Here is a 24,533-nt window from a genome sequence, read left to right on the forward strand (position 1 = left end):
TCGGCAGGGTTCCGCTCGCTACAAGGCGGCCAGAAAAATCGCGGAGGAAATTCAATGCTCGACAAGGCCCCCAACAAGAAGCTTTCCGACCTGCTCGATCGCTTCGGCGCGGCACTCGCCGCCGGCGACATCGACAAGGCGGTCGCCTGCTTTCAGGAGGATTGTTTTTGGCGCGATCTCGTCAGCTTCACCTGGAACATCAAGACCATGGAAGGCCGTGACCAGGTGCGCGACATGCTGGTGAGCCAGCTGGCCAAAACCAACCCATCGAACTGGGCGATCGCCAAGGGCGAGGACGCCACTGAAAACGATGGCCTGCTCGACGGCTGGATCAGTTTCGAAACGTCTGTCGCGCGCGGCTTCGGCCACATCCGGCTGAAGGACGGCAAGATCTGGACGCTGCTCACCACCATGGTCGAGCTCAAGGGCCATGAGGAGCCGGCCGGCTTCGACCGCCCGCTCGGCGCCAAGCACGGCCATGGCAAGAACCGCCCGACCTGGAAGGAGGAGCGCGAGAAGGAGGCCGCCGAGCTCGGCTTCAAGACGCAGCCCTATACGCTCATCATTGGCGGCGGCCAGGGCGGCATCGCGCTCGGCGCGCGGCTGCGGCAGCTCGGCGTGCCGACCATCATCGTCGAGAAGAACGAACGGGCCGGCGACAGCTGGCGCAAGCGCTACAAATCGCTCTGCCTGCACGATCCGGTCTGGTACGACCATCTGCCCTATATCGACTTTCCCAGGAACTGGCCGGTCTTCGCGCCCAAGGACAAGATCGGCGACTGGCTGGAAATGTACGCCAAGGTAATGGAGCTGAACTACTGGTCGTCGACCGAGGCCATGAGCGCTGACTATGACGACAGCAAGAAGGAATGGACGGTGGTGGTGCGCCGCGACGGCAAGGACATCACGCTGAAGCCGAAACAATTGGTGCTGGCCACGGGGCAATCCGGCAAGGCCAACATGCCGAACTTCAAGGGCATGGACACATTCAAGGGCGACCAGCATCACTCCTCGAAGCATCCGGGACCCGATGCCTATGTCGGCAGACAAGCTGTCGTCCTCGGCTCGAACAACTCCGCCCACGACATTGCAGCAGCCCTTTGGGAGGCCGGCGCCGACGTCACCATGGTGCAGCGCTCGACCACGCACATCGTCAAGTCGGACACGCTGATGGAGATCGGCCTGGGCTCGCTCTATTCGGAAAAGGCGGTCGCGAGCGGTATGACCACAGCCAAGGCCGACCTCGTCTTTGCCTCCCTGCCCTACAAGATCCTGCACGAATTCCAGATCCCGGCTTATGCCGAGATGAAGAAGCGCGACGACAAATTCTACAAGGGCCTGGAGAAGGCCGGCTTCATGCTTGACTGGGGCGATGACGGCTCCGGCCTGTTCATGAAATATCTGCGGCGCGGCTCGGGCTACTACATCGATGTCGGCGCATCCGACCTGATCATCGACGGGTCGATCAAGCTGAAAAGCGGTGTCGACGTGAAGGAGATCAAGGAGCATTCGGTCCTGCTCAGCGATGGATCGGAACTGCCGGCCGATCTCATCGTCTACGCCACCGGCTATGGTTCGATGAACGGCTGGGCGGCCGATTTGATCTCACGGGAGGTCGCCGACAAGGTCGGCAAATGCTGGGGCCTCGGCTCCAACACCACGAAGGACCCCGGCCCCTGGGAAGGCGAGCTGCGCAACATGTGGAAGCCGACGCAGCAGGAGGCGCTGTGGTTTCATGGCGGCAATTTGCACCAGTCACGCCACTATTCGCAGTTCCTGGCGCTGCAGCTGAAGGCGCGCATGGAAGGCATCGCGACGCCGGTCTACGCGCTGCAACAGGTTCATCACATGGGTTAGGCAGCGCCGCCGATGCGCTTCCAGTAGATGAGCGTGCCGGTCAGCCCGCCATGCGGTTTCAAGGCAAAGTCCGGTATTTCGCCAGTGAGCGTGAAGCCGAGTTTTTCGTAAAGGCCGGAAGCGCCCTCCTCGGTTGCGGTGTCCAGCACCAGAAGCGTGCGGCCTTTCTCGACGGCGAGCGTTTCGGCCGCCCGCATCAGCCGGCTCGCTATGCCTTTGCCGCGGTGTTCGACGCGGGTCATCAGCTTGGCGATCTCGGCCCGGTGCTGCTGATTGCCCGGAAAGTCGAGCAGCAAGGTGACGGTGCCGACCAACGCGTCGCCATACCAAGCGCCCAGCACCGCTCTTTCGCCTCTCTCTGCTGCCATCAACGAGTTGCTCCAGAAGGTCTCCGCCGCTTGCCTGGATAAGGGATGCATGAAGCTGACGGAGCCGCCGGCCGCGACCGTCTCGATCAGGAGGTCGGCCAGCATGCCGCGCGTTTCAGCAGTCAGCGACCTGATTTCGATGGAACTCATGCCGGCACCTTCCCTTGCTAATCCAGACGCGCGACGCGGCGCCGTTTTCGTCTCGCCTTGATCGCGGCGATGCGATCGGTGTCTTTCGGCTGCAGATGCAGCCCGCGTTCGAGGATTTCGAGCGTGTATTCCTCATAGGTCAGGCCAAGCCGCTCGGCCTTTTCCATGCGCATCAGCATCACCTCACGGCTTGGCGCCTTCCACGCCTTGGCATGCGCTGCCTGCCAGGCCAGGAAGATGTAGGGATCGCCCTTGCCCCATGGCGGGCCCTTGTAATCATCGAGCGGCGGTCCGCCATTGTCGGAGCGCTTGGGACGTCTTGCCACGATTTCAGCCCCTGACCAGCGCGACCAGATAGTCGGCGGGCAGCTGCCCGACGGCATGGAACGTGCAGTCCGACGGCGCGCCGAGCGCCAGGCAGTCGCCGGGCTCGAGCCTGTGCACGACATCGCCCTCGGTGAACTCAAGTCGCCCGGAGATCAGCCACATCTGCTGCTTGATGAAGGCATAGGACGCCGCCGGGAAACTCACACTGGCGCCCGCCGGCAACTGCACCCGGATCAATTCGAGCGGCATGTCGGAGACCGGCGACAGATGCCGCCGGCCATAGCCCGTACCGGGGTCGCGCCAAACCGGCTGCTCACTCTCGCGCAGCAGGCCGCCACCTTGCTGCTCGGCGCGTGCAATCAGCGTCGACAGCGTCATGCCGAAAGCAGCGGCGATGCGCACCAGCAGCGCGGCCGTCGGGCTGGTCATGCCGCGCTCGATAGTGCTGAGCATGGCTTTGGAGACGCCGGAGCGGTTCGCCAGGTCGGCCAACGACCAGTCCCGCAAGGCTCTTTCGGCGTGGATTCGTCTGCCTATCGTGGCCGACATGTCATTCGCTTTATCAGTCATTCGTCCAATATATCGAATCTTCGGATTGGGGGAAGAGGACGGCCGGTTGAATTTTCGCTGACGGGTTAACCCCTGCTACACCATCCCGCATCACGCCACCTTAACCCCGTCTGTGTAGGATCGAGGCTCCACGGGAATGGGGATCGGATCGTATGTTTGTCGAGCGCGAAGCCTCCGTCGGCGAACCAACCTCGCAGGAGCGCCGCCGCGCAGAGCAGAGCGACAAGCGCATTCTCGGCAACGTCGTGCAGTGCGACGGTGCGCGCGCCACCATCAGCGCCTATGCCGACGACATCGAAGGAGCGGTCACCGGCCTGTGGACCGTCGGCAAGATGATCTCCATCAATCTCGGGACATCGCGCACCGTTGGTCTGGTCTACGAAATCGGCAAGTCGGATCGCGCCTGGAGCAATGAGGGACAAAATCCCATCGAGGTCAGCGTCGAACTAATCGGCGAAGTGCGCGACGGCGCGGAGCCCGGCGCCAAACCGGTGTTCGACCGCGGCATCACCACCTATCCGCATATCGGCGCCATAGCGCACCGCATCCGTACCCGTGACCTGCAGGCGGTCTACGATCTCGCCGGGCGTCATTCGATCACCATCGGCACGCTGTCGCAGGATGAGTCGATCGACGCCAACATCGCTATCGACGACACGCTGGCGCGCCATTTTGCCGTTGTCGGCACAACCGGCGTCGGCAAATCCACCGCCGTCTCGCTGCTGCTGCGCAAATCGATCGCGGCCCGGCCCGATCTGCGAATCCTCATCCTCGATCCGCACAATGAATTCGCGGCGTCGCTGCCTGAGTTCTGCGTCCGGGTCGATTCCAAGACGCTTGACCTGCCGTTCTGGATGTTCAGGCTCGAAGAATTCGCCGAAGTGCTGTTTCGCGGCCGAGAGGTCGTGCCGGAAGAAGTCGATGTCCTGCGCGACCTGATCCCCGCCGCCAAGAACCTCTATCGCAATCCCAATTCAGGCTCTTACGTGCGCCGCGGCAGCGATGCGCTGACCGCCGACACGCCGGTGCCCTACCGAATGGTCGATCTCATCAAGCAGATCGACGAGCGCATGGGCCTCCTGGAAAGCAAGAACGACCGCCCGACGCTGAAATCGCTGAAGACGCGCATCGAGTCCGCCGCGTCCGACCCGCGCTATCGCTTCATGTTCAATTCGCGGCTGATCGAGGACACGATCCACGAGACGATCGGCAATATTTTCCGTGTGCCGCATCATGGCCGCCCGGTGACCTGTTTCGAGATGGCCGGCATGCCGTCCGAAGTGGTCAACTCCGTCTGTTCGGTGCTGGCGCGCCTGGCCTTCGACCTTGCGCTGTGGAGCGAGGGCCGGCTGAAGCTTTTGCTGCTGTGCGAGGAAGCGCACCGCTATATGCCGGCCGATCCGCGCCTCGGCTTCGCCCCGACAAGGCATGCATTGTCGCGCATCGCCAAGGAAGGCCGCAAATATGGCTGCTATCTCGGCGTCGTCACCCAGCGCCCGGGTGAACTCGATCCGACCATCCTGTCGCAATGCTCGACCTTCTTCGCCATGCGGCTGGCCAACGAGCAGGACCAGGCAATCATCCGCTCGGCGATCGCCGATTCCTCCGCCTCGACGCTGGCCTTCCTGTCCTCCATGGGCCAGCGCGAAGCCATCGCCTTCGGTGAAGGCGTGGCGACGACCATGCGGCTGAAGTTCGAAAAACTGGCGGAGAACCTGATCCCCGGCACCGCCAAGCGAGAGCAGGACGAGTTCTCGCAGGACGGCAACGACGTCGATCTCGCCGCCATCGTCGAGCNAGACGTGTGCTCTTCCGATCTCCGCAGCAGCAGATGGCCTTCGCCGAAGCAGTGGATTCCGGCCGCCAGGCCGGCGATCCCGATTACCGAAAGCCGGCGACCGCCCAGCGCGTCCAGCCCGACGACGATTTCGACCTGCGCTACGGCCTCAAGCCCACAACCTTCGGCATGCGCCCGCAGAACGATTGACCTTCAGCGTAGCGACTTTTTTGCCGGCCAATTGAGAAGCCGCCGGGGCGCCAGGGCTCGGCTTCGTTGGCCCGCTTGGGCAAATCCCGAAAGGGAATTCATCAGGCCGGATTGAATGGCGTGGCTTTCGAGAAGCCGGACCGGAGCGGACATTTAGTCCGTGAGCACCGGAAGTCGAGAAAGCCACGTCAGGCAACCGGCCTCATGGATTCTTCTTCGGGATTTTAGGCGCAGACGCGGTTGCGGCCTTGCCTCTTCGCCTCGTAGAGCTGGCGGTCGGCGCGGCGGTAGAATTCCTCGGCGGTTTCCTTCCGATCCCAGACGGCGAGTCCGACGCTGGTGGTGATCTTGAGGCGGACATTGCCCGACAGCACCGACATGTTGGCAATCGCTTTGCGGATGCGTTCGGCGAACTTCCCCAACAACTCCGCATCCATGTTGGGCGTGACGACGGCGAACTCCTCGCCCCCAAGCCGCGCCACCACATCGTGGTAGCGCGTCATGCCTTTGAGGCAATTGGCGACTGCCCTAAGCACCTCGTCGCCGACATCGTGGCCATGCGTGTCGTTGACCTGCTTGAAATGATCGAGGTCGAGGATCATGAGCCCGACGGGCTTTTCGATGCGGCGGAATTCCTCGAGATATTCCTTCAGCGCATCGTCGAAATAGCGCCGATTCTGCATGCCGGTAAGGCCGTCGGTCAATGCCGCATGCTGCAGCGTTTCCGAGCGGGCGCTGAGCGAAACCGTCATGGCGCGCAGCTTGCCCTCTTCCGTGGCCTGCCTACGGATCAGCGGGTAGATGAAGAACACGCCGAAGAACAGCGCTGTCGCCAGCAGCACCCCGGTGACAAACAGCAGCGTGTTGAGATAGGCGATCCTCTCGACCCGGGAAGTCGTATCGTGACCGACCGCGATGAACTGCAATTGACCATAGGCATAAAGCGTCACCAGGCCTGCGGCCAGGATCACGAAAATAAAGACGAAAAATGCGGATTCCGCCTTGTGGAAACGCATCTGCTTCCCGTTGCAAAGTACCCGCCGGATCTATGGCATGCCGGCGCCTTACGGACGGTTAATCCAGACAACCGGAGCGGGAATGTTCATTCCTACTTCTGTTTCTTTAATTGTATTGGCAGCACGAAAATCAAATCGCGGTTTGCAAGCGGCCGCCGGGCTGCAATCTCAGCCATTCCGGCCCCAGCTGATGGCGAAACCACGTCGTTTGCCGTTTGGCATATTGCCGCGTCGCTGCCTTGCAGCGCTCGATGGCCTGAGGAAAGCTGATGTCACCCGCCATGGCAGCCGAAAGTTCGCGAACGCCGATCGCCTTCATCGCCGGCAGGTCGGGATCGAGGCCAAGCGCCGCAAGCCGTTTGACCTCATCGAGCGCGCCGAGATCGAGCATGCGGTCGAACCTTGTTTCGATCCGCTCGACAAGGGGGGCGCGGTCCGGCTCGATAACGAAGAACCGAGCGCTGTCGCGGTCGATCAGCGGCCGGCCGCGCGCTGCCTGCCATTCTAGGATGGAGCGGCCGGATGCGTCGAGCACCTCCAGCGCCCGCACGATGCGCTGGCCGTCGGTCGGCTTCAGCTGCATGGCGACCGCCGAATCTTCATGCATCAGGATGCGGTGCAGCTTGGCTGCGCCTTGCTCCTTTAACTCGTAGCGCCAGCGGTCGCGTACCTGCTGCGGAATGTCGGGCATTTCCGAAATGCCCTCGGCAAGTGCGCGAAAATAGAGCCCGGTGCCCCCGACGAAAATCACCGGACGTTCGAAGCCGGCGCCATCGGGTCGCCGTGCAAGCGTGCCGTCATCGATCAGCTTTATCACGTCGCGCAGCCAGGCGCCGGTGGAATAGGCGGTCGAGGGATGCACGTGGCCATAGAGAAAGTGCGGCGCGCGGGCGAGATCGGCGGCATTCGGCCGCGCCGTCAGCACGTCGAGCACCGAGTAGCCTTGCATGGAATCGGTGTTGACGATGACACCGCCCTTGCGTTCGGCGAGATCGAGCGCCAGCGCCGACTTGCCGCTGGCGGTCGGCCCGGCTATCAGGATCGCGTTCTTCACGCGGCCCTCGCCCGCCTGCCCGCCCTCGCCTAGCTGCTTGGAAGTCTCGATGCCGCTCATTGCCACGCTTGTGTCTCACCCCGTCCGCCGCGCGATGTCGGCCTCGCTTGCGAATATGGCCTCACGGTCGGTCGGCGCAAGCGCTGTTCGCTGGCTGGGCGAAGGCGTCGCCTGCGATCTGGTGTTGCCCGAGGGGGCAGAAGCCGCTGAGGCAAGTGCGGCCTTGCGCACAGCACTTGGTTCAGAGCCGGTCGACGTGATCGTTCAGCAGGCCGAAAGCCGCCGCAAGACAATCCTGCTTGCCGATATGGATTCAACCATGATCGACCAGGAATGCATCGACGAACTCGCCGACGAGATCGGCGTCAAGGACCGCGTTGCCGCCATCACGGCACGCTCGATGAACGGCGAGATCGCTTTCGAGCCGGCGCTGCGTGAACGCGTGGCGCTGCTGAAAGGCCTCGATGCCGCCGTCGTCGACCGCATCATCGCGAACCGCCTGACGCTGGCGTCGGGCGGCCGCGCTCTGGTGCAGACGATGCGCGCCAATGGCGCCTGGACGGCGCTTGTCTCCGGCGGCTTCGACGTCTTCACCAGCCGTGTCGCCGCCATGCTCGGCTTCGAGGAAAACCGTGCCAACCGCCTGATCGAGGAGAACGGGCGCTTTGCCGGCCTGGTCGCCGAGCCGATCCTCGGCCGCGCCGCCAAGGCCGATGCGCTGAACGATATCTCGGCCCGCCTCGGCCTGACGCCATTCGATGCGATTGCGGTCGGCGACGGCGCCAACGACCTCGACATGATCCGCCTGGCCGGCACCGGTGTCGCGCTCCACGCCAAGCCGGCCGTTGCTGCCGAAGCCAAGGTCCGCATCGACCATGGCGATCTCACCGCGCTGCTTTATCTCCAGGGCTACCGCCAGGAAGAGTTCGCCCAATGAAACCGATGCGCACCGAGCGCCTCATCCTGCGCAACTGGGAAGACCGCGATCGCGAACTCTTCCACCGCATCAATTCGGACGAGCGGGTGATGGAATTCTTTCTGTTCCGCCGCGACCGCGCCGAGACGGATGCCAAGATGGACGAGTTTCGGGGCTGGATCGCCGAGGACGGCTTTGGTTTTGCCGCCGCCGAGATCGCCGCGACTGGGGAATGCATCGGCTTCGTCGGTCTCTTAAAGACCGATCACGTGCCGTCCCTGCCTTCCGATACGATCGAGATCGGCTGGCGGTTGGCGCCGGAATTCTGGCGCAAGGGCTATGTCACGGAGGCCTCCGAAGCCTGGCTCGCCTTTGGCTTCGAAACGCTTGACCGCGACGAGATCGTCTCCTTCGCCGTCGCGGCCAACCGCCGCTCGACGGCCGTCATGGAGCGTCTTGGCATGACCCCTGACCCGGCTCGCGATTTCGACCACCCATCCATCCCTGACAGCCACCCGCACCTCAAGCGGCATGTCCTCTACAAACTGTCGCGCACGGACTGGCAGGCACGACAAAGGGCGGCTCGCTAGCCGCCCTTTCCCTGAAGACAATCGGTTATGGGGCTTTCCGGACTCAATCCATCCGGATCGTCACGAAGCGCAACTCGCCTGTCTTGGACGCCAGCATCAAGAGCGCATTCTTGCGGCCCTGCTCCTTCAGCGCGCCGATCCGGTCCATCACGTCCTTCGGGGTCGCGACCGATTCCTGGGCGATTTCGGTGATCACCTCGCCGGCCTGGATGCCGCGCTCGGCGGCGGCCGAATCCTTGGTGACGTCGGTGATGACGACGCCGGAGACGTCGGCCGCGATGCCGAATTTTTTCCGTGTGTCGTCATTGAGCTCGCCGACGGTCATGCCGAGCACCGAGGCCGTGGAGACCGCGGGCGCCTTGTCGCCGCCCTTGTCCTCATCGGTAGTGCCGTCCTCACCGGCAGCGACCTTCTCGCCGTCCTCAAGCCGGCCGAGCGTCACCTTCACCGTCTGCTCGACGCCCTTGCGCACGATGATCACGTCGACCGCCTTGCCGACCGGGCTTTCCGCCACGACGCGCGGCAGGTCGCGCATTTCATGGATGTCCTTGCCATCGAACTTGATGATGACGTCGCCGGCGAGAATTGTGCCGTTGTCGACCGGTCCGCCCTTGATGACGCCGGCCACCAGCGCGCCCTTGGCGGTCGCCATGCCGAGGCTCTCGGCGATGTCGTCGGTCACCGGCTGGATGCGCACGCCGAGCCAGCCGCGACGGGTCTCGCCGAACTGGCGCAGCTGGTCGACGACGCCCGAGGCAAGCTGCGAGGGGATAGAGAAACCGATGCCGATCGAGCCGCCCGACGGCGAGATGATCGCCGTGTTGATACCGATGACCTCGCCCAGGCTGTTGAACAGCGGCCCGCCGGAATTGCCGCGGTTGATGGCGGCGTCGGTCTGGATGAAGTCGTCGTAGGGGCCGGAATTGATGTCGCGGTTGCGGGCCGAGACGATGCCGACCGTCACCGTGCCGCCAAGGCCGAACGGATTGCCGATCGCCATCACCCAGTCGCCGACGCGCATCTTGTTGGAATCGCCGAACTTCACCGCCGTCAGCTTGTGGCCCTTCGGGTCGACCTTGAGCACCGCCACGTCGGTCTTGGTGTCGGTGCCGACCAGCGTCGCCTTGAGCGTCACGCCGTCGGAGAAATTCACCTCGATATCGTCTGCATCGGCGATGACGTGGTTGTTGGTGACGACAATGCCTTGCTCGGCGTCGACTACGAAGCCGGAGCCCAGCGACTGCACTTTTTGCGCGCCGCCATCCTTGTCGCCGCCACGGTTCTTGAAGAAGTCGTCGAAGAAATCCTGGAACGGCGAACCCTCGGGCAGCTGCGGCATCGGCACCGCGCCCGGACCTTCCGTGCCCTTCACGGTCTGCGAGGTCGAGATGTTGACCACCGCACCGAGCAGGCCTTCGGCGAGGTCGGCAACCGAAGCCGGTCCGTCCGCGGCCACCGTCGGCGTCACGAAAGCGGGAACGGCAAGCGCGCCGACCATAAGTGCCGCAGCACCTGCGATGAACGTCCGCCGCGCCGCGCGCAGAAGGGTGTTGGATGTCATCGAAAGCCTCCCGGAATCTGAAAAGAAAAAGCGCTTCGGCAAAACGCCGCGTCGCGTCATGTTGGCAAGAAATACGGCACGTTTGCGGCTATGGCCACATCAGGAGGATAAATCCTCCGTTACACCTTAGAACGGTTCGCCGTTTCGCGGAAACGGCGAACCGTTCGATCCCTTTGCTTTTACGCAATTCCGGACGGAAAACCGCTCACACTTTCCTGGAATTGCAGATCAGCGGTCCTCAGCCACGCACCAACCAGACGATGCCGACGCCGATGGCGATCGCCACTAGCCCGACGATGCGCAGCGCAATTTCCGGCGTCGACAGCACTTCGCCGGCAAGACGTTTGGCAAGGCCGGGAAAGCCGCCATAGACCAGACCCTCGACGACGAGGACCAGGCCTATGGCCGCAAGGAAATCCTGCACCGCCCTACTGGGCGGGTGCAGGTTGTGCAGCCGGCGCGGCAGGTGCCGTCGCCGGCGCGGCAGGTGCCGTCGCCGGAGCCGCAGGTGTCGCCGGCTTCGCGTCCGTACCGTCCGGATTGCGGAAGAAGCGGAAGAACTCCGAGTTCGGCGAAAGCACCATCGTCGTCCCGGAGTTGTCCAGCGCCGTGCCATAGGCATTCATCGACCGGTAGAAGTCGAAGAACGCCGGATCGCGTTTGTAGGCGTCGGCAAAGGTCGCACTGCGCTGGGCTTCACCTTCACCACGCAGGATTTCCGATTCCTTGCGCGCCTCGGCGACGATTTCCACCACTTCGCGGTCGGCGCGGGCGGTGATGCGCTGCGCGGCCTCCTTGCCGCGCGCTCTCAGCCGTTCGGCCTCGGCCAAACGTTCGGCCTTCATGCGGTCGAAGGTCTGCTGCGAAACCTCAGCCGTCAGATCGGTTCGGCGGATGCGCACATCCTCGATCTGCAGGCCGAGCGAGGTGGCGTCGGGCCGCAGCTGATCGCGCACTTCGCGCATCATCACGGCCCGCTCTTCCGAGAGCGCCGCCTCGAAGTCGCGCAGACCGTAGACACGGCGCAGCGCCGCATCGAGACGCGTCCTCAGTCGTGCTTCGGCCAGTGTGATCTGACCGGACACCGCGGAGCGGAACACCCGCGGATCCGAGATGCGGTACGCGATGAAAGCGTCGACCTCATAGAACTTGCCGCCCGAAACCTGGACGCGGATGTTATCGAGATCGAAGCGCAGCACCCTGTTTTCGATCAATTGCACGCTGTCGGCGTCGAAGAAGGCGAAAGGCGCCTTGAAATAGATGCCGGGTTCATTCTTCACGTCGACGATCTCGCCGAACCGCAGCACGAGCGCCTGCTGGCGCGCGTTGACCACGAAGACCGAGGAGTAGAGCAGGAACAGAAGCACGGCCGCGATGACCGCGATGATGGGAAGACGATTGGCCATCACTGGGCTCCTCCCGTGGTCGCAGGCGGCGGCGCCTTCGGCTGCAGTGCCGGCAGCGGCAGATAGGGAACGACCCCTTGCCCATTGCCCTGTTCGACGATGACCTTGTTGGAATCCTTCAGCACCTTCTCCATCGTTTCCAGATAAAGCCGCCGGCGCGTCACGTCGGGCGCCTTGGCGTATTCGTCATAGACCGAGATGAAGCGCTGCGCCTCACCTTCGGCTTCCTGGACGACACGGTTCTTGTAGGCTGCCGCGTCCTCGCGGATCTGCGCCGCGGCGCCACGCGCCTGGCCAAGCTTCTGGTTGGAATACTGGTTGGCCTGCTCGACGAACTTGTCTTCGTCCTGCTCGGCGCGCTGCACTTCGTCGAACGCGTCGGCCACTTCACGCGGCGGCGCCGCGTCCTCGATCGAAACCGCGTTGACATTCAGGCCGGCCTTGTAGCCGTCCAGCGTCGTCTGGATGATTTCACGCACCGACGCGGCGATGCCCTGACGGTCGTCGCGGAAGATGTCCTGGGCCGGTCGCCGGCCGACCGCTTCGCGCATGGCGCTCTCTGCGACCTGCTGCAGCATGCCTTCGGGATCGGAGACGTCGAACAGATAGGCCCGGGGATCGGAGACCTGATAGGCCACCGAAAACTGCACGTTGACGATGTTCTGGTCGCCGGTAAGCATCAGCCCCGACGAGTTGCCGCTCGTCGCGCCGCCACCACCGATATCGACGAGTTGTTCGGCGATGTTGGCCGTCTCGACGGTTTCGACCGGCCACCAATGGAAATGCAGACCCGGCTGCGACAGCTCCGCCTTCGGCTTGCCGAAGCGCAGCTCGACCGCAACCTCGTCGGGCTGCACGGTGTAGACCGCCTTGAACGCCCACAGCACGATCAGAGCCGCTGCGATCAGCGCAAAGACGGCCGGGCTGGCGCCGCCGCCACCGGGCAGCGCGCGCCGCAGCCGGTCCTGGCCGCGGCGGATGATGTCTTCGAGATCGGGAGGTGACCCCGGCGGGCCGCTAGGCCCCTTCGGTCCCTGCCCCCAGGGTCCCTGATTGTTGCCGCCGCCGCCCCATGGGCCGCCGCCGCCGCTCTTGTCGTTCCAGGGCATGAATGTCCTTTCGCTTGGGATTCCCTCAGCGCCGACGTTGCGGCGCAAAATCCAGTTGTTCTTCTATAGGGACGCAGCGATGCGCTTTCAACGCGATCCGCTGCCGAGCATGTCCGTTTTGGACGTTCGCGACCCTTTTATCGTCTCAATGCACGCCGCGGCGTCGCTCGTAAACCGAATAGCGCGTCGCATGGCTGTCCTTTTCACCGGCCGGAACGTCCTGAGCGCTGACAAGGCGCCACAAATCCGGATCGATGTCGGGAAAATGCGCGTCGCCATCGACCGCCGCCAGCACATGGGTGACGTGCAGCCGGTCTGCCAGCGGCAGCGCCTGCGCATAGATCTCGCCGCCGCCGATGATGCAGATTTCGTCGACGCCGGCCATGCAACGCCCGCGCACCGTGGCCAGCTGGATCGCTGCCTCCAGCGAGTGCGCCACCTCTATGCCCTCGGCGCGCCAGGCCTTGTCGCGGGTCACCACGATGTTTAATCGGCCCGGCAGCGGCCGGCCGATGCCTTCATAAGTCTTGCGGCCCATGATGACGGGCTTGCCCATCGTATCGGCCTTGAAGCGCTTGAGATCGGTGGACAGCCGCCACGGTAAGCCGCCGTCGCGCCCGATGACGCCGTTCTGCGCAATGGCGACATAGATCGCGACGTCCATCAGTTGGCTCCCCCGGCGCCGTCATCCGACGGCTCCAAAAGCAATATGTCGATGTTGTGCTCGGGATAGAGATCCTGCGCCGCCGTCTCGAAGGTCGTCGGCCCGACCTTCTTGACATTGTCGCCGCAAAACGAGATCAGCGCTTTCGGATTTCCCTTGTCGACGGTTAGCTTGAACTTGCCGATGCTGCCATTGGCCCAGTTGCCGCCGGTGGTCAGGATATAAGCGATACGGTTCTCGTAAAACTTGGGATAACCGTCCGGATCGTCCTTGGCCGCCTTGCGCACCGCATCCTCGAACGCGTCGTCCATGCAGAACCGGGTCTTGTAGCTTGTATATTGGCTGCCCTCGGAGAACTTGCCGTCATAGAAGAAACTGACCGATGACGTGCCGCCGACGCTCGGTTTGTAGCGGTGCGAGACATGGACATCCTTGTTGGCCGGAAATGTCGAGCGCCACCAATAGGTCGAGCGCAACTGCCACCACGGCGTATAGACCTTGTTCGCCTCGGTACCGTCGCTGCCCGTATCCTCGATGATGATGCCGCGGTTTTCCCAATCCTCGGCAACCGTTTTCGGCAGCTTCGCCAGGGCCGCCTTGGCCGCATCGCCGAACGGATTGAACGGCACGTTCTGCGCCTTCAGATCGGCGCCGATATCGATGCCGACAGCGAACACTTTCTGCTCGAGCTGCGGCTTTGCCGGCGCTCCGTCGATCGTCACCTCGAAGCCAAGGAAATTGTCGCTCTGGTTTTCCGGGATGGCCGGCATTTCCTCCGGATTGCCTTCGATGTCCGGCAGCGGAAAAGCGACGATGGCATTTACATCATTGTCGGTGTTGTTGTGGAAGACGTAGTCGACCGTGATCTTTTCCGGCGAGATATAGAGATCCTCGCTTTGCATCGACACCGCGTCGCTACGCGACAGGATCAGGCCACCTGTGCCGAGTTCGGCGGTCGTATCATTGGCCAGCGCGGGCACGGCTAAAAGCGCCAGCGCTACGGACAGAACATATTGCAACATCGAAGCCCCTCGCCAAGAATGCCGCGACCCTAGCCGTTTCAATGTGGCGTTTCAAAGCCTTCCGTCTCCCAGCAGGACGCCACAGTGTCTGGACACGCCAATCGGCGGTCTGGACTAACAGGTTTCGATCGGGCAGGAGTTCGCGTCATGCGCAAGCTTCTCGTCATCGGCATCGGCGCCGGCAATCCCGACCATATGACCGTGCAGGCCATATCAGGCCTAAACCGGGCGGACGTCCTGTTTATCCCCGACAAGGGGGCGAAGAAGAACGACCTTGCCGAATTGCGCCGCCATATCTGCGACCGTTTCGTCAGCAATCCGAAATCGCGCCGCGTCGAGTTCGACGTGCCGGTGCGCGCCGAGCCGGCGCCTTCCTATCGCTCGACCGTCGATGACTGGCACGAGGCCATCGCCCAGATCTATGAGAGCCTGGTCCGCGACGAACTTGCCGAGGACGGCTGCGGCGCCTTCCTGATCTGGGGCGACCCCTCGCTCTATGACAGCGCGCTGCGCATTCTCAAGCGCGTACGGCTCAGAGGCAATGTCGCATTCGAATTGGAGGTCATTCCCGGCATCACCGCCGTCCAGGCGCTCGCCGCCGGCCACAAGATGGCGCTGAACCGCATCGGCGACCCCGTGCTGATCACCACCGGCCGCCGCCTCGCCGAACAAGGCATGCCGCACTATGCCGGCAGCGCCGTGGTCATGCTCGACGGCAAATGCGCCTTCAACACGCTGGCAGACAAGGATCTGATCATCCATTGGGGCGCCTATCTCGGCACACCGGACGAGATCATCGTTTTCGGTCGCCTGGGTGATGTCGGCGAGGAGATTGAGAGGACGAGAGAAGAAGCCCGGAAAAGAAAGGGCTGGATCATGGACACCTATCTGCTGCGTAAAGCAGGAGAGCCCGAGGAATAGCGCGCTCAAAGGTCGAGTTCCTTCGCGCCCCCCTCTGTCCTGCCGGACATCTCCCCCTCTAGTGGGGAGATTGGCCGTCACGGAGGATTTCGCCAATCGCCTAACAGATTAGCGCCCGTCTACGGGCTAGCTGATCTCCCCCCTTGCGGGGGAGATGTCCGGCAGGACAGAGGGGGGTGTGACGGATCGCAAGCTTCAACCCTCACCCAGCATCGATCTCCGCCTGCAAGGCGTCCATATGCGTGGCCGCCGCTGCCGCCGCAGCGCGCTCGATAGCGCGAAAACGGCTGACAACTGCAAGGCCAACTGAGGTCAGCTGTGCGCCGCCGCCCTTTTTGCCGCCGGTCTGCGCCGCGACCAGTGGCTTGCCGAACACACGGTTCATATCTTCCACCAGATCCCAGGCGTGCTTGTAGGACATCTCCATGCCGCGTGCCGCAGCCGAGATCGAGCCGAAAGTGGCGATCTGCTCCAGCAATTCGATCTTGCCCGGACCTATGCGCCCGTCCGGATCGAGATTTATCCGCAGGCTCAGCGACGGCATCTCTTGTCCTCCACAGTCACACTAGCCCCTCTCGACCCATAGCGCTATTCCAAAACGATATAGCGGTTATCAGCCATCCGCTTCGGCCGGCAGCCCGGCGCCGGTGTTGGCACGGTCGAAACTGACCGTCTTGATCACCGCGAAGACCTTGCCGCCGAGTTGAAGGTTCAGTACCTGCCTGGATTGTTCGGTAATGCGCGCAAGCACGGTTGCGCCATTGCAGTCGATGCCGATTTCGACCGTCGGCCCCTCGCCCGAGCCGATTGTGACGATGGCGCCCGGCAGGATGTTGAGCGCACTGAGACCTTTCGGCTGTTCGGTGGCGATCATCACGTCGCGGGCGCGGATTCGGATGCGCACAGGCGCGCCGACCGAGACCGCCAGAAGCGGCACCCGGATTTCGCCCGCCGCCGAGCCGAGCACGGTCATCCCGAAGATCTCATCATGGCGCAGCACCTTGGTGTCGAGAACCGCGCCGCCCTCGCCGCGTTCCTCCGCCGGCAGCAATTCGAGCCGTTGCATGATCGCGCCGGTCGGGCCTGAGGCAGCGACCTTGCCTTGCGCCATCACCACCACGTCGCTGGCCAGCCGCGCCACCTCGGCGACGGAGTGGCTGACATATACGATGGGCAGCTTGGTCTCGTCGCGCAGCCGCTCGATATAGGGCAGGATCTCGGCTTTGCGCGCATCGTCGAGCGAGGCCAGCGGCTCGTCCATCAACAGCAGTTTCGGGCTGGCAAGCAGCGCCCGGCCGATCGCCACGCGCTGCTTTTCGCCGCCCGAGAGCTTTGCCGGTCGCCGGTCGAGCAGAGGACCGATGCCGAGCAGTTCGACGACCGCGTCGATATCCGCATAGCGCTCCGCCGGTGGCGTGAACCAGCGGCCATAGCGCAGATTGCCGGCCACGCTCATATGCGGAAACAGCCGCGCGTCCTGGAACACCATGCCGATCCGGCGCTTGTGCTTCGGCACGAAAATGCCGGCATCGGTGTCGACCAGCACGCGGCCATCGACCGCGATACGCCCTTTGTCCGGTCGGATCAGGCCGGCGATCACGTTGATCAGCGTCGTCTTGCCGGAGCCCGATGGCCCGAACAGCGCCGTCAGCCGCCCGGCGCTTTCGAAACGCGCGTCGACGGCGAAACCGCCGAGCCGATGGCTGATGTCCACCAGCACGCTCATTCGATGTCCATCCGCCGGCCGACGCGCCGCGCCAGCACTTCCGAGGCGACCAATGCGGCCATCGAGATGACGATGGAGATCAGCGTCAGCCTGAGCGCCCCGTCATCGCCGCCAGGCACCTGCGTGAAGGTGTAGATCGCCGAAGGCAGCGTCTGCGTCTCGTTGGGAATGTTGGAGACGAAGGTGATCGTGGCGCCGAACTCGCCCATCGCCTTGGCGAAGGACAGGATCGAGCCGGCGATCAGCCCGGGCAGGATCAGCGGCAGCGTGATGGTGGCGAAGACCCAAATCGGGTTGGCGCCGAGCGTTCCCGCCGCTGCCTCCATTTTGCGGTCGACCGCCTCGATCGACAGCCGGATCGCCCGCACCATCAGGGGAAAGCCCATGATACCGCAGGCCAGTGCGGCGCCGGTCCAGCGAAACGAGAAGACGATGCCGAAATGCTCGGCCAGGAACGCTCCCGCCGGCCCGCGCCGGCCGAAGGTAAGCAGCAAGAGATAACCTGTCACCACCGGCGGCAGGATCAATGGCAGGTGAACCACACCGTTGAGCAGCGTCTTGCCCCAGAATTTTCCGCGGGCCAGCAAAAGCGCCATCAAGATGCCCGGCGGCAGGCTGAACAGCATCGCCACCGTTGCCACCTTGATCGACAGCCGGACCGCATTCCATTCGTCGGGAGTGAGGTCCAGCAGCCAGTTCATGCGTCAGCCGCTACCTTAATTGCTCGGCGTGAGCACGGTGAAACCCTGATCCCTAAACAGCTCCACCGCCTTGGAGGACTGCAGGCACTTCAGGAAAGCCGGGGTATCCTTGTCCTTCGAATCGGTGGTCTGGGCAACCGGATAGATGATCGGCGGGTGCGAATCCTCCGGGAAGGTGCCGACCACCTTGACTCCCTTGTCGGCATGCGCGTCGGTGGCATAGACGATGCCGAGCGCGGCCTCGCCCGTTGAAACCAGCTTCAGCGCGGCGCGCACATTCTCGGCCTGCGCCACCTTGCCTTCGACCGACGACCAGACGCCGAGCGATTCAAGTGCCGCCTTGCCATACTTGCCGGCCGGCACCGCCTTGACGTCGCCCATGGCGAGCTTGCCGTCGCTGATCAGCTTGGCGAGGTCGAAGCCTTTCTCGATCCTGGTTTCGACCTTGGAATCCTTCGGCGCCACCAGCACGATCTGGTTGCCGAGCAGTTTCACCTCGGTGTCCGGCTTGGTCAGTTTCTTGTCGGAGAGATATTTCATCCAGTCGAGGTCGGCCGAGATGAACACATCGGCGGGCGCCCCGCTTTCGATCTGCTTGGCCAGCGCCGAGCTCGCGGCGTAGGAGACGGTCGCCGCTTCACCGACATCGGCTTCGCAGGCCTTGGTGACGGCGTCGAGCCCGTCCTTGAGGCTGGCTGCGGCAAACACGATCACCTTGTCTCCCGCGTGAGCCGCCGGCATCACGGCCATCAGAGCTACGGCAAAGCCGCCAATCGCGATCGCCCTCAAACCAAAACCTTTGTGCCCCAACATGAAAACTCTCCCTGGGCTTGAAATCTGCTGGCTCGACTCCTGCCGACCGATATATCTGGATGAATATAACAAGGGAAGGCCGCCTCCTGCGAAAGCGTATGTTCGGCATCGATTGTTCTGGTTGGACGTGCACCGAAACCCGGAAAGGAACTCCGATGAAGATCAGCGCCCGCAACATCCCTCAAGGGAACGATCGTCGAGATCGTCAAAGCACCTCGCCTGTCCGCGGTGATGTCGCCGGCTCCGTCGTCACGCTTCGATCACCAACGAGGCCGTTGCCGATCTCAAGCTCGAAAAAGGCAAGCAGCCTATGCCATGATCAAGGCAACCGACGTCATGGTCGACATCGATTGAGGGTCGGAATTGATTGACGGTGGACGGATCAGACCGCGATCGGCGCCTTGATCGACGCGTCGGCAAAATAGTTTTCCAGCCGGAAATCCTCGAAGCGGAAGGCGAACAGGTCCTTCACCTCCGGATTGATCCACAGCGTCGGCAGCGCCTTGGGTGTGCGCCGCAATTGCTCGCGCGCCTGCTCGAAATGGTTGGAATAGAGATGCGCATCGCCCAGCGTATGGACGAACTCGCCGGGCTTCAGCCCGGTCACCTGCGCCACCATCAGGGTCAGCAGCGCGTAGGAAGCGATGTTGAAGGGTACGCCGAGAAAAATGTCGGCCGAGCGCTGGTAGAGCTGGCAGGACAGCTTGCCGTCCGAGACGTAGAACTGGAACAGGCAGTGGCAGGGCGGCAGCGCCATCGCCTCCACTTCGGCCGGGTTCCACGCCGAAACGATCAGCCGGCGTGAATTCGGATTCCTGCGTATCTCCTTCAGAACATTGGCAATCTGGTCGATCGACCCGCCATGGCCATCCGGCCAAGAGCGCCACTGCTTGCCATAGACCGGGCCGAGATCGCCATTCTCGTCGGCCCATTCGTCCCAGATCGAAACGCCATGATCTCTAAGGTATTTGATGTTGGTGTCGCCGGCCAGGAACCACAGGAGTTCATGGATGATCGACTTCAGATGCAGCTTCTTGGTGGTGGTGACGGGAAAGCCGCGCGACAGGTCGAAGCGCATCTGGTACCCGAACACCCCACGCGTGCCGGTGCCCGTGCGGTCGCCACGGTCGGCGCCATTGTCCAGCACATGCTGCAAAAGGTCGAGATACTGGCGCATCGGCTTCGCCTCGATTCGGGGTTACCGCCATCATAACCGACTGGCCGCCGGCCGAACACAGCAAAAGGACCAGAACGCGGCTTGCCCCATCACTCTTCAAGGGTTAGCGCTGCCCCTCACCTGCCTGCCGGCATCCTCTCCCCGTATAGGGACGGGGAGAGGGGCGCTGTGATCAGCGGTTTCGCCAATCACAAGCGTTCGAGAGAGAGAGCCAAGGCTGCGGTCAGCCCTTTCTCCCCGTCACTATACGGGGAGAAATGCCCGGCAGGGCAATGAGGGGCGGTGCTGACCTCCGGTGAGGAGCAAAATCAAACGCGCGCTCTGCCTATCGGCAATAATCTCTACAAAGAGCCGAGCTTGCCCAGATCCTTGGCGACCAGATAGTAGAAAGTCACGCGGCTCTTGGAGCTGTCGGCGGCCAACGCCTTGCAGGTCTTCTCGATCGCTGAGTCGGCTTTCGCCCCGTCGGTCACGCCAAGTTTCTTGGCAACCCAGTTGGTCTTGACGCGCTCCAATTCCTTGGGGTCGGTGCAGGATACCAGCGAGGAATCGCGGTTGCGCAGCGCGATGCCCAGATGTTTCACAATCTTGGCAACCACATCGGCATTTGCGGCGGCGTCGTATTTCTTCACGTCTGCGAGATAATCGGCCATCAAATTTCCCCATGTCGGCGCCACGGGATCCGATCGATGAGGGCTGTGGCGCGCTGCCGCAACTTGTGCGCTCGGTCGATACTCCTCACCATCGCAAAGCTTCGGTTGAGACCGCCCGCGAGTCAACCCTCGGCGCCGCAGTTTGGTGCGGCCAAGAAGTGTCATTGCGGCCTTTCATTTTGTGCGCCCGCCCCCTATATTCGTTTTGTCGGCTTGACCGACTATGGCGATAAATGGGCGATGTAATAAGCCGTTCGGACCCGGGGGCGGTACCCGGCGCCTCCACCAAGAACCGTTCTGTGATCAGAGCGGCTGTTGCTGGGGGCGAAATAGGATCGACGAAGGTGTAAAGATCGTACTTTTGCCCGGCATGGTACCACCGTCATCGGGCTAAACCTGTAGTTGCAAATGACAACTATGCGGAAGCACGTCTCGCCGCGTAAGCGGTGCGATAGCTTCAAATCAAGCCCTAGAGGTTCGCACTTCTAGGCGGGGTTCGGAGGTACCTGGCAACAGAAACCTCCACTTCTCCCCTCCTCGATATCGTAGGCTCAATGCCGGCTGCCGCTGGCCGGATTTCGCATGACGATGGGCCGCGAAGCCTACACCAAATTGAGCCATGAGCTGGTGCAATTTGCCGCTGGCGTCGGTCGAAGGCCGTGGTTCTGGCCGGGGCCGGATTACCCCAGACGTGAAAAAGGCCGGGATGACCCGGCCTTTCCGGTCGATTGCGGTCAGCTTACTCGGCCGGCGCTTCAACGGCTTCGCGCGAGCGGCCAAGCGTCAGTTTGGCCAGCGTGAACGAGATCACCGCGCAGAGCGTGATGCCGGCCACCATGGGCAGCGGGGTGCCGTCGAAGAAGATGCCGGCGACGCCCATCGCCAGCGCACCGATGGCGAAGTGCAGGGTGCCCATCAGCGCCGAGGCCGTGCCGGCGATCTCGCCATGCTCTTCCATGGCCAGCACCGACGTCGTCGGGATGACCAGGCCGAGGAAGCCGTAGCCGACGAACAGCAGTGCCGCCATAACATCGAGCCGGTCGACGCCGGTCGCCATGACTGCGAACAGCACAACCATCGTCGTGGCATAGCCGGTTACCGCCACCCAGACGACGCGCTTCAGCCCGAAGCGCTCCGACAGCATCCCCGTCAGTTGCGACATGCCGATGAAGGCCACCGCATTGATCGAGAAGAACACGCTGTAGACGGAAGGCGACAGCCCGTAATGGTCGATCAGGATGAAGGACGAACTCGAGAGGTATACGAAGAAGCTGGCGATGCCGAAGCCGGCGATCGCCACCAGGCCGAGGAAATTGCGGTCACCCATGAGGAAGCGATAGCCGGCGAGTGCGGTTCCGAAGGACGAACCGACGCGTTCTTCCGCCGGCCGCGTCTCCTTCAGCGAGGTCGCCAGCAGAATGGTGGCCAGAAGGGCCGCGCCCGTCACCGTCCAGAACACGGCGCGCCAGCCAAAATTCTCGATGATCTGGCTGCCGGTCAGCGGCGCCAGGATCGGCGACACCGAAAACACCAGCATCAGCAGCGACATCAGCTTGGCGGCTTCGGTGCCGGTGTGCAGGTCGCGCACGATGGCGCGCGGCACCGCCATGCCGGCGCTGGCGCCCAGCCCCTGCAGGAAGCGGAAGGCGATCAGCCATTCGATGGTCGGGCTCATGGCCGAACCGATACCGCCGACCATGAACAGCGCAAGGCCGCCGTAAAGCGGCAGCTTGCGGCCGACCATGTCGGAGATCGGTCCGACGACGATCTGGCCGAAGCCCATCGACAGGAAGAAGATCAAAAGGCTCATCTGAACGGCGGCGGTGCCGGCATGCAGATCCTCGCCGATCGAAGGCAACGCCGGCAGATACATGTCGATGGCGAAGGGGCCGATAGCGGACAACAGGCCGAGCACGACCGCGATGCGGAGGAATTTGGGACTCATGATAAAGGCTTCTTTCAAGTCTGGTTGGCGCCGCCAACGCGACGACTAACCCTAGGACGTTCCATCCCGTTGAAATCCGACGGCTCAGAGCGAGATTATTCGTCTCTACGGAGCGAATTCACCATTTTTTGTGTCCACAAATTTAGACAGCCTTGTCTAATTCGTCAATCACCTCTATATAGATTTCTATGAAGCTTGCCGTTTCTCCTGACATTTTCCCGCCACGCGGCCACGAGGCCAAGCGTATGTCGATTATCGATGCGGCGGCTTCGGTCTTTTGCCGGGAAGGCTTTGCCGGCGCCAATATCGACCTGATCGCGGTGGAGGCCGGCGTGTCGCGCCAGACCATCTATAATCACCACCGCGACAAGGAAAAGCTCTTCATGGCTGTGGTGCGCGATCTGACGGAGCGCTGCAATGCCGGCATCTTCGCCACCTTCGCCTCTTTCCCAGACCAGCCGAAGGATCTGGAAGCCGACCTGATCGGCTTTGCCGTGCGCATGAATCAGAACTGCATCTGCAACCGCGACGGACGCTTCCTGCGCAAGCTGATCCAGACCGAAGGCGAGCGCTATCCCGAGCTCTTCGCCGAATGGCGCGACCAGGGGCCGGGCCGGACCTGGCCGGCACTTGCCGCCCGTTTTGCCCGCCTCGCCCATGCCGGCCATCTCGCGGTCGACGATCCCGATGTCGCCGCACGCCAGTTCCTGGCGCTAGCCAACGCCGAACTGCAGACCACCTTCATGCTCGGCGGCATGCCGTCGGAAGATGAAGTGCTGCAATCCGCGACCCACGGCGTGCGCACATTCCTGCGCGCCTTCGGCAAGCGCAGATCAGCGGCAGCGGTGGAAAAACAGCTGGCCAGCGCCTGAACGCCAAAGCAGGCGATCAAATCGTCCGTTACGGGCTTCGCTTCGGCGCATCAGCGATCTATATCCGGTTTACGCCGCGCTCAAGCTTGATTACAGCTATGCGGACGATTCAACGGAACCCGACCAGCACATGGCCGACGACCACATCCGCTACGACATCCTGGCCCAGGAGGCATTGCGCGGCGTCATGCGCAAGGTCCTGGCCGAAGTCGCGCGCACCGGCCTTCCCGGCAATCATCATTTCTTCATCACATTCCTGACCGGCGCGCCGGGCGTGCGGGTGTCCTCCAGGCTGCGCGAGCGCTATCCCGAACAGATGACCATCGTCATCCAGTTCCAGTATTGGGACCTCAAGGTGACCGATACCGGCTTCGAGGTCGGGCTGTCCTTCTCCGACGTGCCGGAGAAGCTGGAAATCCCGTTCTCGGCCGTACGCGGCTTCTACGACCCATCGGTCAATTTCGAACTCGAATTCGACGTCAAGACCGACGTCCCGGCGGAAGACGATGCAGCCGCCCAGCCGGCTGCCGAGCCTTTGGCTATCGTCTCCGAGAAAAAGCCGAAGGCCGAGAAGAAGGCAGCTGCCACTGAGGCGGAGAAAAAGCCCGCCGTGGCCGATGCCGCCGCCGGCAAGGGCGCCGACGTCGTGTCGCTCGACGCCTTCCGCAAGAAGTAGCGGGACGGTCGGCGCGACATGGGCGAAATCGTCAACCTTCGCCAGGTCCGCAAGCAGAAGGCGCGCACCGAAAAGGAAAAGCTCGCCGGCGAGAACCGCGCTCTGCACGGCCGTTGCAAAGCCGAAAGAACTCGTGACCGTCTGACATCGGACAAGGCCGAAAAATTCGTCGCCGGCCACCGCCGCGAACGCCCGGAAGACCAGGGCGATTGATGGACCGCCTGCGGTGAGCCCGGTCGAAAAACGCTCCGTGACCATCCGCGGCCATCGCACCAGCTATTCCCTCGAAAAACCCTTTTATGACGATCTCGTCGCCATCGCCGCCGCGCGCAAGCTGACCCTTGCTGCCCTGGTCGCGGAGATCGACGAGACAAGACCGCGCGATGCCAATCTGTCCTCGGCGCTCAGGCTCCACGTGCTGGACTGGGCCAAGCGCGACGCCGTCTGAATGG

General features: G+C 63.0%; 26 protein-coding genes, 1 other RNA gene and 1 pseudogene. 10 read left to right on the top strand and 18 right to left on the bottom strand.

Annotated features, from left to right (window positions below):
- The first annotated feature begins 54 nt into the window (after positions 1–54).
- Entirely contained in the window at positions 55–1,857 is a 1,803-nt protein-coding gene (locus tag X757_RS160055; protein WP_023725327.1) for an NAD(P)/FAD-dependent oxidoreductase, read from the top strand.
- Here the strand turns inward: X757_RS160055 and X757_RS160050 are convergent.
- The 3 genes from X757_RS160050 to X757_RS160040 are packed head-to-tail and all read right to left on the bottom strand — an operon-like array spanning position 1,854 to position 3,272.
- Positions 1,854–2,375 (bottom strand): GNAT family N-acetyltransferase, encoded by a 522-nt coding sequence (locus X757_RS160050; RefSeq protein ID WP_023725328.1) that lies wholly within the window; start codon positions 2,373–2,375, stop codon positions 1,854–1,856. The two genes, X757_RS160055 and X757_RS160050, sit on opposite strands and share 4 nt — an antisense overlap.
- A 17-nt stretch (positions 2,376–2,392) precedes the next feature.
- Positions 2,393–2,701, bottom strand: a complete 309-nt coding sequence (locus X757_RS160045) for a hypothetical protein (RefSeq protein WP_023725329.1) — start codon at positions 2,699–2,701, stop codon at positions 2,393–2,395.
- A gap of 4 nt (positions 2,702–2,705) precedes the next feature.
- On the bottom strand, positions 2,706–3,272 hold the full coding sequence (locus tag X757_RS160040) for an XRE family transcriptional regulator (RefSeq protein ID WP_023725330.1): 567 nt from the start codon (positions 3,270–3,272) through the stop codon (positions 2,706–2,708).
- Positions 3,273–3,424: 152 nt separating this feature from the next.
- On the opposite strand from X757_RS160040, the pseudogene X757_RS01000000164525 reads away from it, so the two are divergent.
- Positions 3,425–5,259, top strand: a pseudogene (locus X757_RS01000000164525) (ATP-binding protein).
- A 224-nt stretch (positions 5,260–5,483) separates the two neighbouring features.
- Here the strand turns inward: X757_RS01000000164525 and X757_RS160035 are convergent.
- Complete coding sequence (locus X757_RS160035) at positions 5,484–6,275, bottom strand: GGDEF domain-containing protein (protein ID WP_023668337.1); 792 nt, start codon at positions 6,273–6,275, stop codon at positions 5,484–5,486.
- Between the two features lie 130 nt (positions 6,276–6,405).
- Entirely contained in the window at positions 6,406–7,389 is a 984-nt protein-coding gene (miaA, locus tag X757_RS160030; RefSeq protein WP_023725331.1) for a tRNA (adenosine(37)-N6)-dimethylallyltransferase MiaA, read from the bottom strand.
- Here miaA and serB point away from each other — a divergent pair.
- Both serB and X757_RS160020 read left to right on the top strand, forming a co-directional pair.
- A complete protein-coding gene (gene serB, locus X757_RS160025; protein ID WP_023725332.1) occupies positions 7,379–8,266 on the top strand; it encodes a phosphoserine phosphatase SerB in 888 nt (295 codons plus the stop codon). The genes miaA and serB overlap by 11 nt on opposite strands.
- Complete coding sequence (locus X757_RS160020; RefSeq protein ID WP_023725333.1) at positions 8,263–8,835, top strand: GNAT family N-acetyltransferase; 573 nt, start codon at positions 8,263–8,265, stop codon at positions 8,833–8,835. Before serB ends, X757_RS160020 begins: the two co-directional genes overlap by 4 nt.
- Before the next feature lie 43 nt (positions 8,836–8,878).
- On the opposite strand, the gene X757_RS160015 is transcribed toward X757_RS160020, so the two are convergent.
- The 6 genes from X757_RS160015 to X757_RS159990 all read right to left on the bottom strand — a co-directional run bounded on the left by X757_RS160015 (position 8,879) and on the right by X757_RS159990 (position 14,597).
- Positions 8,879–10,396 carry a DegQ family serine endoprotease gene (locus X757_RS160015; RefSeq protein WP_023682088.1) on the bottom strand — a complete coding sequence of 506 codons (1,518 nt, stop codon included), beginning with the start codon at positions 10,394–10,396 and terminating at the stop codon, positions 8,879–8,881.
- A gap of 238 nt (positions 10,397–10,634) precedes the next feature.
- A complete protein-coding gene (locus X757_RS160010) occupies positions 10,635–10,820 on the bottom strand; it encodes a DUF2065 family protein (protein ID WP_023668333.1) in 186 nt (61 codons plus the stop codon).
- A 4-nt stretch (positions 10,821–10,824) separates the two neighbouring features.
- Positions 10,825–11,802, bottom strand: a complete 978-nt coding sequence (gene hflC, locus X757_RS160005) for a protease modulator HflC (protein ID WP_023668332.1) — start codon at positions 11,800–11,802, stop codon at positions 10,825–10,827.
- A complete protein-coding gene (gene hflK, locus X757_RS160000) occupies positions 11,802–12,911 on the bottom strand; it encodes an FtsH protease activity modulator HflK (RefSeq protein ID WP_023682090.1) in 1,110 nt (369 codons plus the stop codon). The genes hflC and hflK overlap by 1 nt, the downstream gene beginning before the upstream one ends.
- Positions 12,912–13,056: 145 nt before the next feature.
- The gene (locus X757_RS159995) at positions 13,057–13,575 is read right to left on the bottom strand and encodes a dihydrofolate reductase (RefSeq protein WP_023667408.1); all 519 of its coding nucleotides are present in this window, start codon (positions 13,573–13,575) and stop codon (positions 13,057–13,059) included.
- On the bottom strand, positions 13,575–14,597 hold the full coding sequence (locus tag X757_RS159990) for a DUF4424 domain-containing protein (protein WP_023725334.1): 1,023 nt from the start codon (positions 14,595–14,597) through the stop codon (positions 13,575–13,577). The genes X757_RS159995 and X757_RS159990 overlap by 1 nt, the downstream gene beginning before the upstream one ends.
- Before the next feature lie 147 nt (positions 14,598–14,744).
- On the opposite strand from X757_RS159990, the gene cobF reads away from it, so the two are divergent.
- Positions 14,745–15,518, top strand: a complete 774-nt coding sequence (gene cobF / locus X757_RS159985) for a precorrin-6A synthase (deacetylating) (RefSeq protein ID WP_023725335.1) — start codon at positions 14,745–14,747, stop codon at positions 15,516–15,518.
- Between the two features lie 202 nt (positions 15,519–15,720).
- Here the strand turns inward: cobF and X757_RS159980 are convergent, their stop codons facing one another.
- From X757_RS159980 to X757_RS159955, 6 genes are all read right to left on the bottom strand, one after another.
- Complete coding sequence (locus X757_RS159980; protein ID WP_023667411.1) at positions 15,721–16,062, bottom strand: winged helix-turn-helix domain-containing protein; 342 nt, start codon at positions 16,060–16,062, stop codon at positions 15,721–15,723.
- Positions 16,063–16,131: 69 nt separating this feature from the next.
- Positions 16,132–17,244: a molybdenum ABC transporter ATP-binding protein gene (modC, locus tag X757_RS159975; RefSeq protein ID WP_023725336.1), complete on the bottom strand. Its 1,113-nt coding sequence runs from the start codon at positions 17,242–17,244 to the stop codon at positions 16,132–16,134.
- A complete protein-coding gene (modB, locus tag X757_RS159970; RefSeq protein ID WP_023667413.1) occupies positions 17,241–17,945 on the bottom strand; it encodes a molybdate ABC transporter permease subunit in 705 nt (234 codons plus the stop codon). The genes modC and modB overlap by 4 nt, the downstream gene beginning before the upstream one ends.
- A 15-nt stretch (positions 17,946–17,960) precedes the next feature.
- On the bottom strand, positions 17,961–18,755 hold the full coding sequence (gene modA, locus X757_RS159965) for a molybdate ABC transporter substrate-binding protein (RefSeq protein WP_156933412.1): 795 nt from the start codon (positions 18,753–18,755) through the stop codon (positions 17,961–17,963).
- Positions 18,756–19,140: 385 nt separating this feature from the next.
- Positions 19,141–19,935: a thymidylate synthase gene (locus X757_RS159960; RefSeq protein ID WP_023688064.1), complete on the bottom strand. Its 795-nt coding sequence runs from the start codon at positions 19,933–19,935 to the stop codon at positions 19,141–19,143.
- Between the two features lie 341 nt (positions 19,936–20,276).
- Positions 20,277–20,588 (bottom strand): DUF2853 family protein, encoded by a 312-nt coding sequence (locus tag X757_RS159955; protein WP_023668323.1) that lies wholly within the window; start codon positions 20,586–20,588, stop codon positions 20,277–20,279.
- A gap of 168 nt (positions 20,589–20,756) precedes the next feature.
- On the opposite strand from X757_RS159955, the gene ssrA reads away from it, so the two are divergent.
- Positions 20,757–21,115: a transfer-messenger RNA gene (ssrA, locus tag X757_RS1000000166200) on the top strand.
- A gap of 212 nt (positions 21,116–21,327) precedes the next feature.
- On the opposite strand, the gene X757_RS159950 is transcribed toward ssrA, so the two are convergent.
- Entirely contained in the window at positions 21,328–22,533 is a 1,206-nt protein-coding gene (locus X757_RS159950; RefSeq protein WP_023682099.1) for a multidrug effflux MFS transporter, read from the bottom strand.
- A 188-nt stretch (positions 22,534–22,721) separates the two neighbouring features.
- Between X757_RS159950 and X757_RS159945 the strand changes: the two genes are divergently transcribed.
- From X757_RS159945 to X757_RS159930, 4 genes are all read left to right on the top strand, one after another.
- A complete protein-coding gene (locus X757_RS159945; RefSeq protein ID WP_023668320.1) occupies positions 22,722–23,405 on the top strand; it encodes a TetR/AcrR family transcriptional regulator in 684 nt (227 codons plus the stop codon).
- Between the two features lie 130 nt (positions 23,406–23,535).
- Positions 23,536–24,081, top strand: a complete 546-nt coding sequence (locus X757_RS159940; RefSeq protein WP_023667419.1) for an SspB family protein — start codon at positions 23,536–23,538, stop codon at positions 24,079–24,081.
- 18 nt (positions 24,082–24,099) lie between these two features.
- Entirely contained in the window at positions 24,100–24,294 is a 195-nt protein-coding gene (locus X757_RS159935) for a DUF4169 family protein (protein WP_023712464.1), read from the top strand.
- A 13-nt stretch (positions 24,295–24,307) separates the two neighbouring features.
- Entirely contained in the window at positions 24,308–24,529 is a 222-nt protein-coding gene (locus tag X757_RS159930; protein WP_023712463.1) for a ribbon-helix-helix domain-containing protein, read from the top strand.
- Positions 24,530–24,533 lie beyond the last annotated feature (4 nt).

It is taken from the genome of Mesorhizobium sp. LSHC412B00, assembly GCF_000503035.1.
Classification (GTDB): Bacteria; Pseudomonadota; Alphaproteobacteria; order Rhizobiales; family Rhizobiaceae; genus Mesorhizobium.

Excerpts from the sequence above, each read along its gene's own strand:
- X757_RS159955 (WP_023668323.1), bottom strand. The coding sequence starts at position 20,588 with ATGGCCGATTATCTCGCAGACGTGAAGAAATACGACGCCGCCGCAAAT.
- X757_RS159945 (WP_023668320.1), top strand. The coding sequence starts at position 22,722 with ATGAAGCTTGCCGTTTCTCCTGACATTTTCCCGCCACGCGGCCACGAG.
- X757_RS160035 (WP_023668337.1), bottom strand. The coding sequence starts at position 6,275 with ATGCGTTTCCACAAGGCGGAATCCGCATTTTTCGTCTTTATTTTCGTG.
- hflC (WP_023668332.1), bottom strand. The coding sequence starts at position 11,802 with ATGGCCAATCGTCTTCCCATCATCGCGGTCATCGCGGCCGTGCTTCTG.
- X757_RS160055 (WP_023725327.1), top strand. The coding sequence starts at position 55 with ATGCTCGACAAGGCCCCCAACAAGAAGCTTTCCGACCTGCTCGATCGC.
- miaA (WP_023725331.1), bottom strand. The coding sequence starts at position 7,389 with ATGAGCGGCATCGAGACTTCCAAGCAGCTAGGCGAGGGCGGGCAGGCG.
- modC (WP_023725336.1), bottom strand. The coding sequence starts at position 17,244 with ATGAGCGTGCTGGTGGACATCAGCCATCGGCTCGGCGGTTTCGCCGTC.
- X757_RS160040 (WP_023725330.1), bottom strand. The coding sequence starts at position 3,272 with ATGACTGATAAAGCGAATGACATGTCGGCCACGATAGGCAGACGAATC.
- X757_RS160015 (WP_023682088.1), bottom strand. The coding sequence starts at position 10,396 with ATGACATCCAACACCCTTCTGCGCGCGGCGCGGCGGACGTTCATCGCA.
- X757_RS160020 (WP_023725333.1), top strand. The coding sequence starts at position 8,263 with ATGAAACCGATGCGCACCGAGCGCCTCATCCTGCGCAACTGGGAAGAC.
- X757_RS160050 (WP_023725328.1), bottom strand. The coding sequence starts at position 2,375 with ATGAGTTCCATCGAAATCAGGTCGCTGACTGCTGAAACGCGCGGCATG.
- X757_RS159980 (WP_023667411.1), bottom strand. The coding sequence starts at position 16,062 with ATGCCGTCGCTGAGCCTGCGGATAAATCTCGATCCGGACGGGCGCATA.
- X757_RS159960 (WP_023688064.1), bottom strand. The coding sequence starts at position 19,935 with ATGCGCCAGTATCTCGACCTTTTGCAGCATGTGCTGGACAATGGCGCC.
- X757_RS159940 (WP_023667419.1), top strand. The coding sequence starts at position 23,536 with ATGGCCGACGACCACATCCGCTACGACATCCTGGCCCAGGAGGCATTG.
- modB (WP_023667413.1), bottom strand. The coding sequence starts at position 17,945 with ATGAACTGGCTGCTGGACCTCACTCCCGACGAATGGAATGCGGTCCGG.
- X757_RS159950 (WP_023682099.1), bottom strand. The coding sequence starts at position 22,533 with ATGAGTCCCAAATTCCTCCGCATCGCGGTCGTGCTCGGCCTGTTGTCC.
- X757_RS159935 (WP_023712464.1), top strand. The coding sequence starts at position 24,100 with ATGGGCGAAATCGTCAACCTTCGCCAGGTCCGCAAGCAGAAGGCGCGC.
- hflK (WP_023682090.1), bottom strand. The coding sequence starts at position 12,911 with ATGCCCTGGAACGACAAGAGCGGCGGCGGCGGCCCATGGGGCGGCGGC.
- X757_RS159990 (WP_023725334.1), bottom strand. The coding sequence starts at position 14,597 with ATGTTGCAATATGTTCTGTCCGTAGCGCTGGCGCTTTTAGCCGTGCCC.
- cobF (WP_023725335.1), top strand. The coding sequence starts at position 14,745 with ATGCGCAAGCTTCTCGTCATCGGCATCGGCGCCGGCAATCCCGACCAT.
- serB (WP_023725332.1), top strand. The coding sequence starts at position 7,379 with ATGCCGCTCATTGCCACGCTTGTGTCTCACCCCGTCCGCCGCGCGATG.
- X757_RS159995 (WP_023667408.1), bottom strand. The coding sequence starts at position 13,575 with ATGGACGTCGCGATCTATGTCGCCATTGCGCAGAACGGCGTCATCGGG.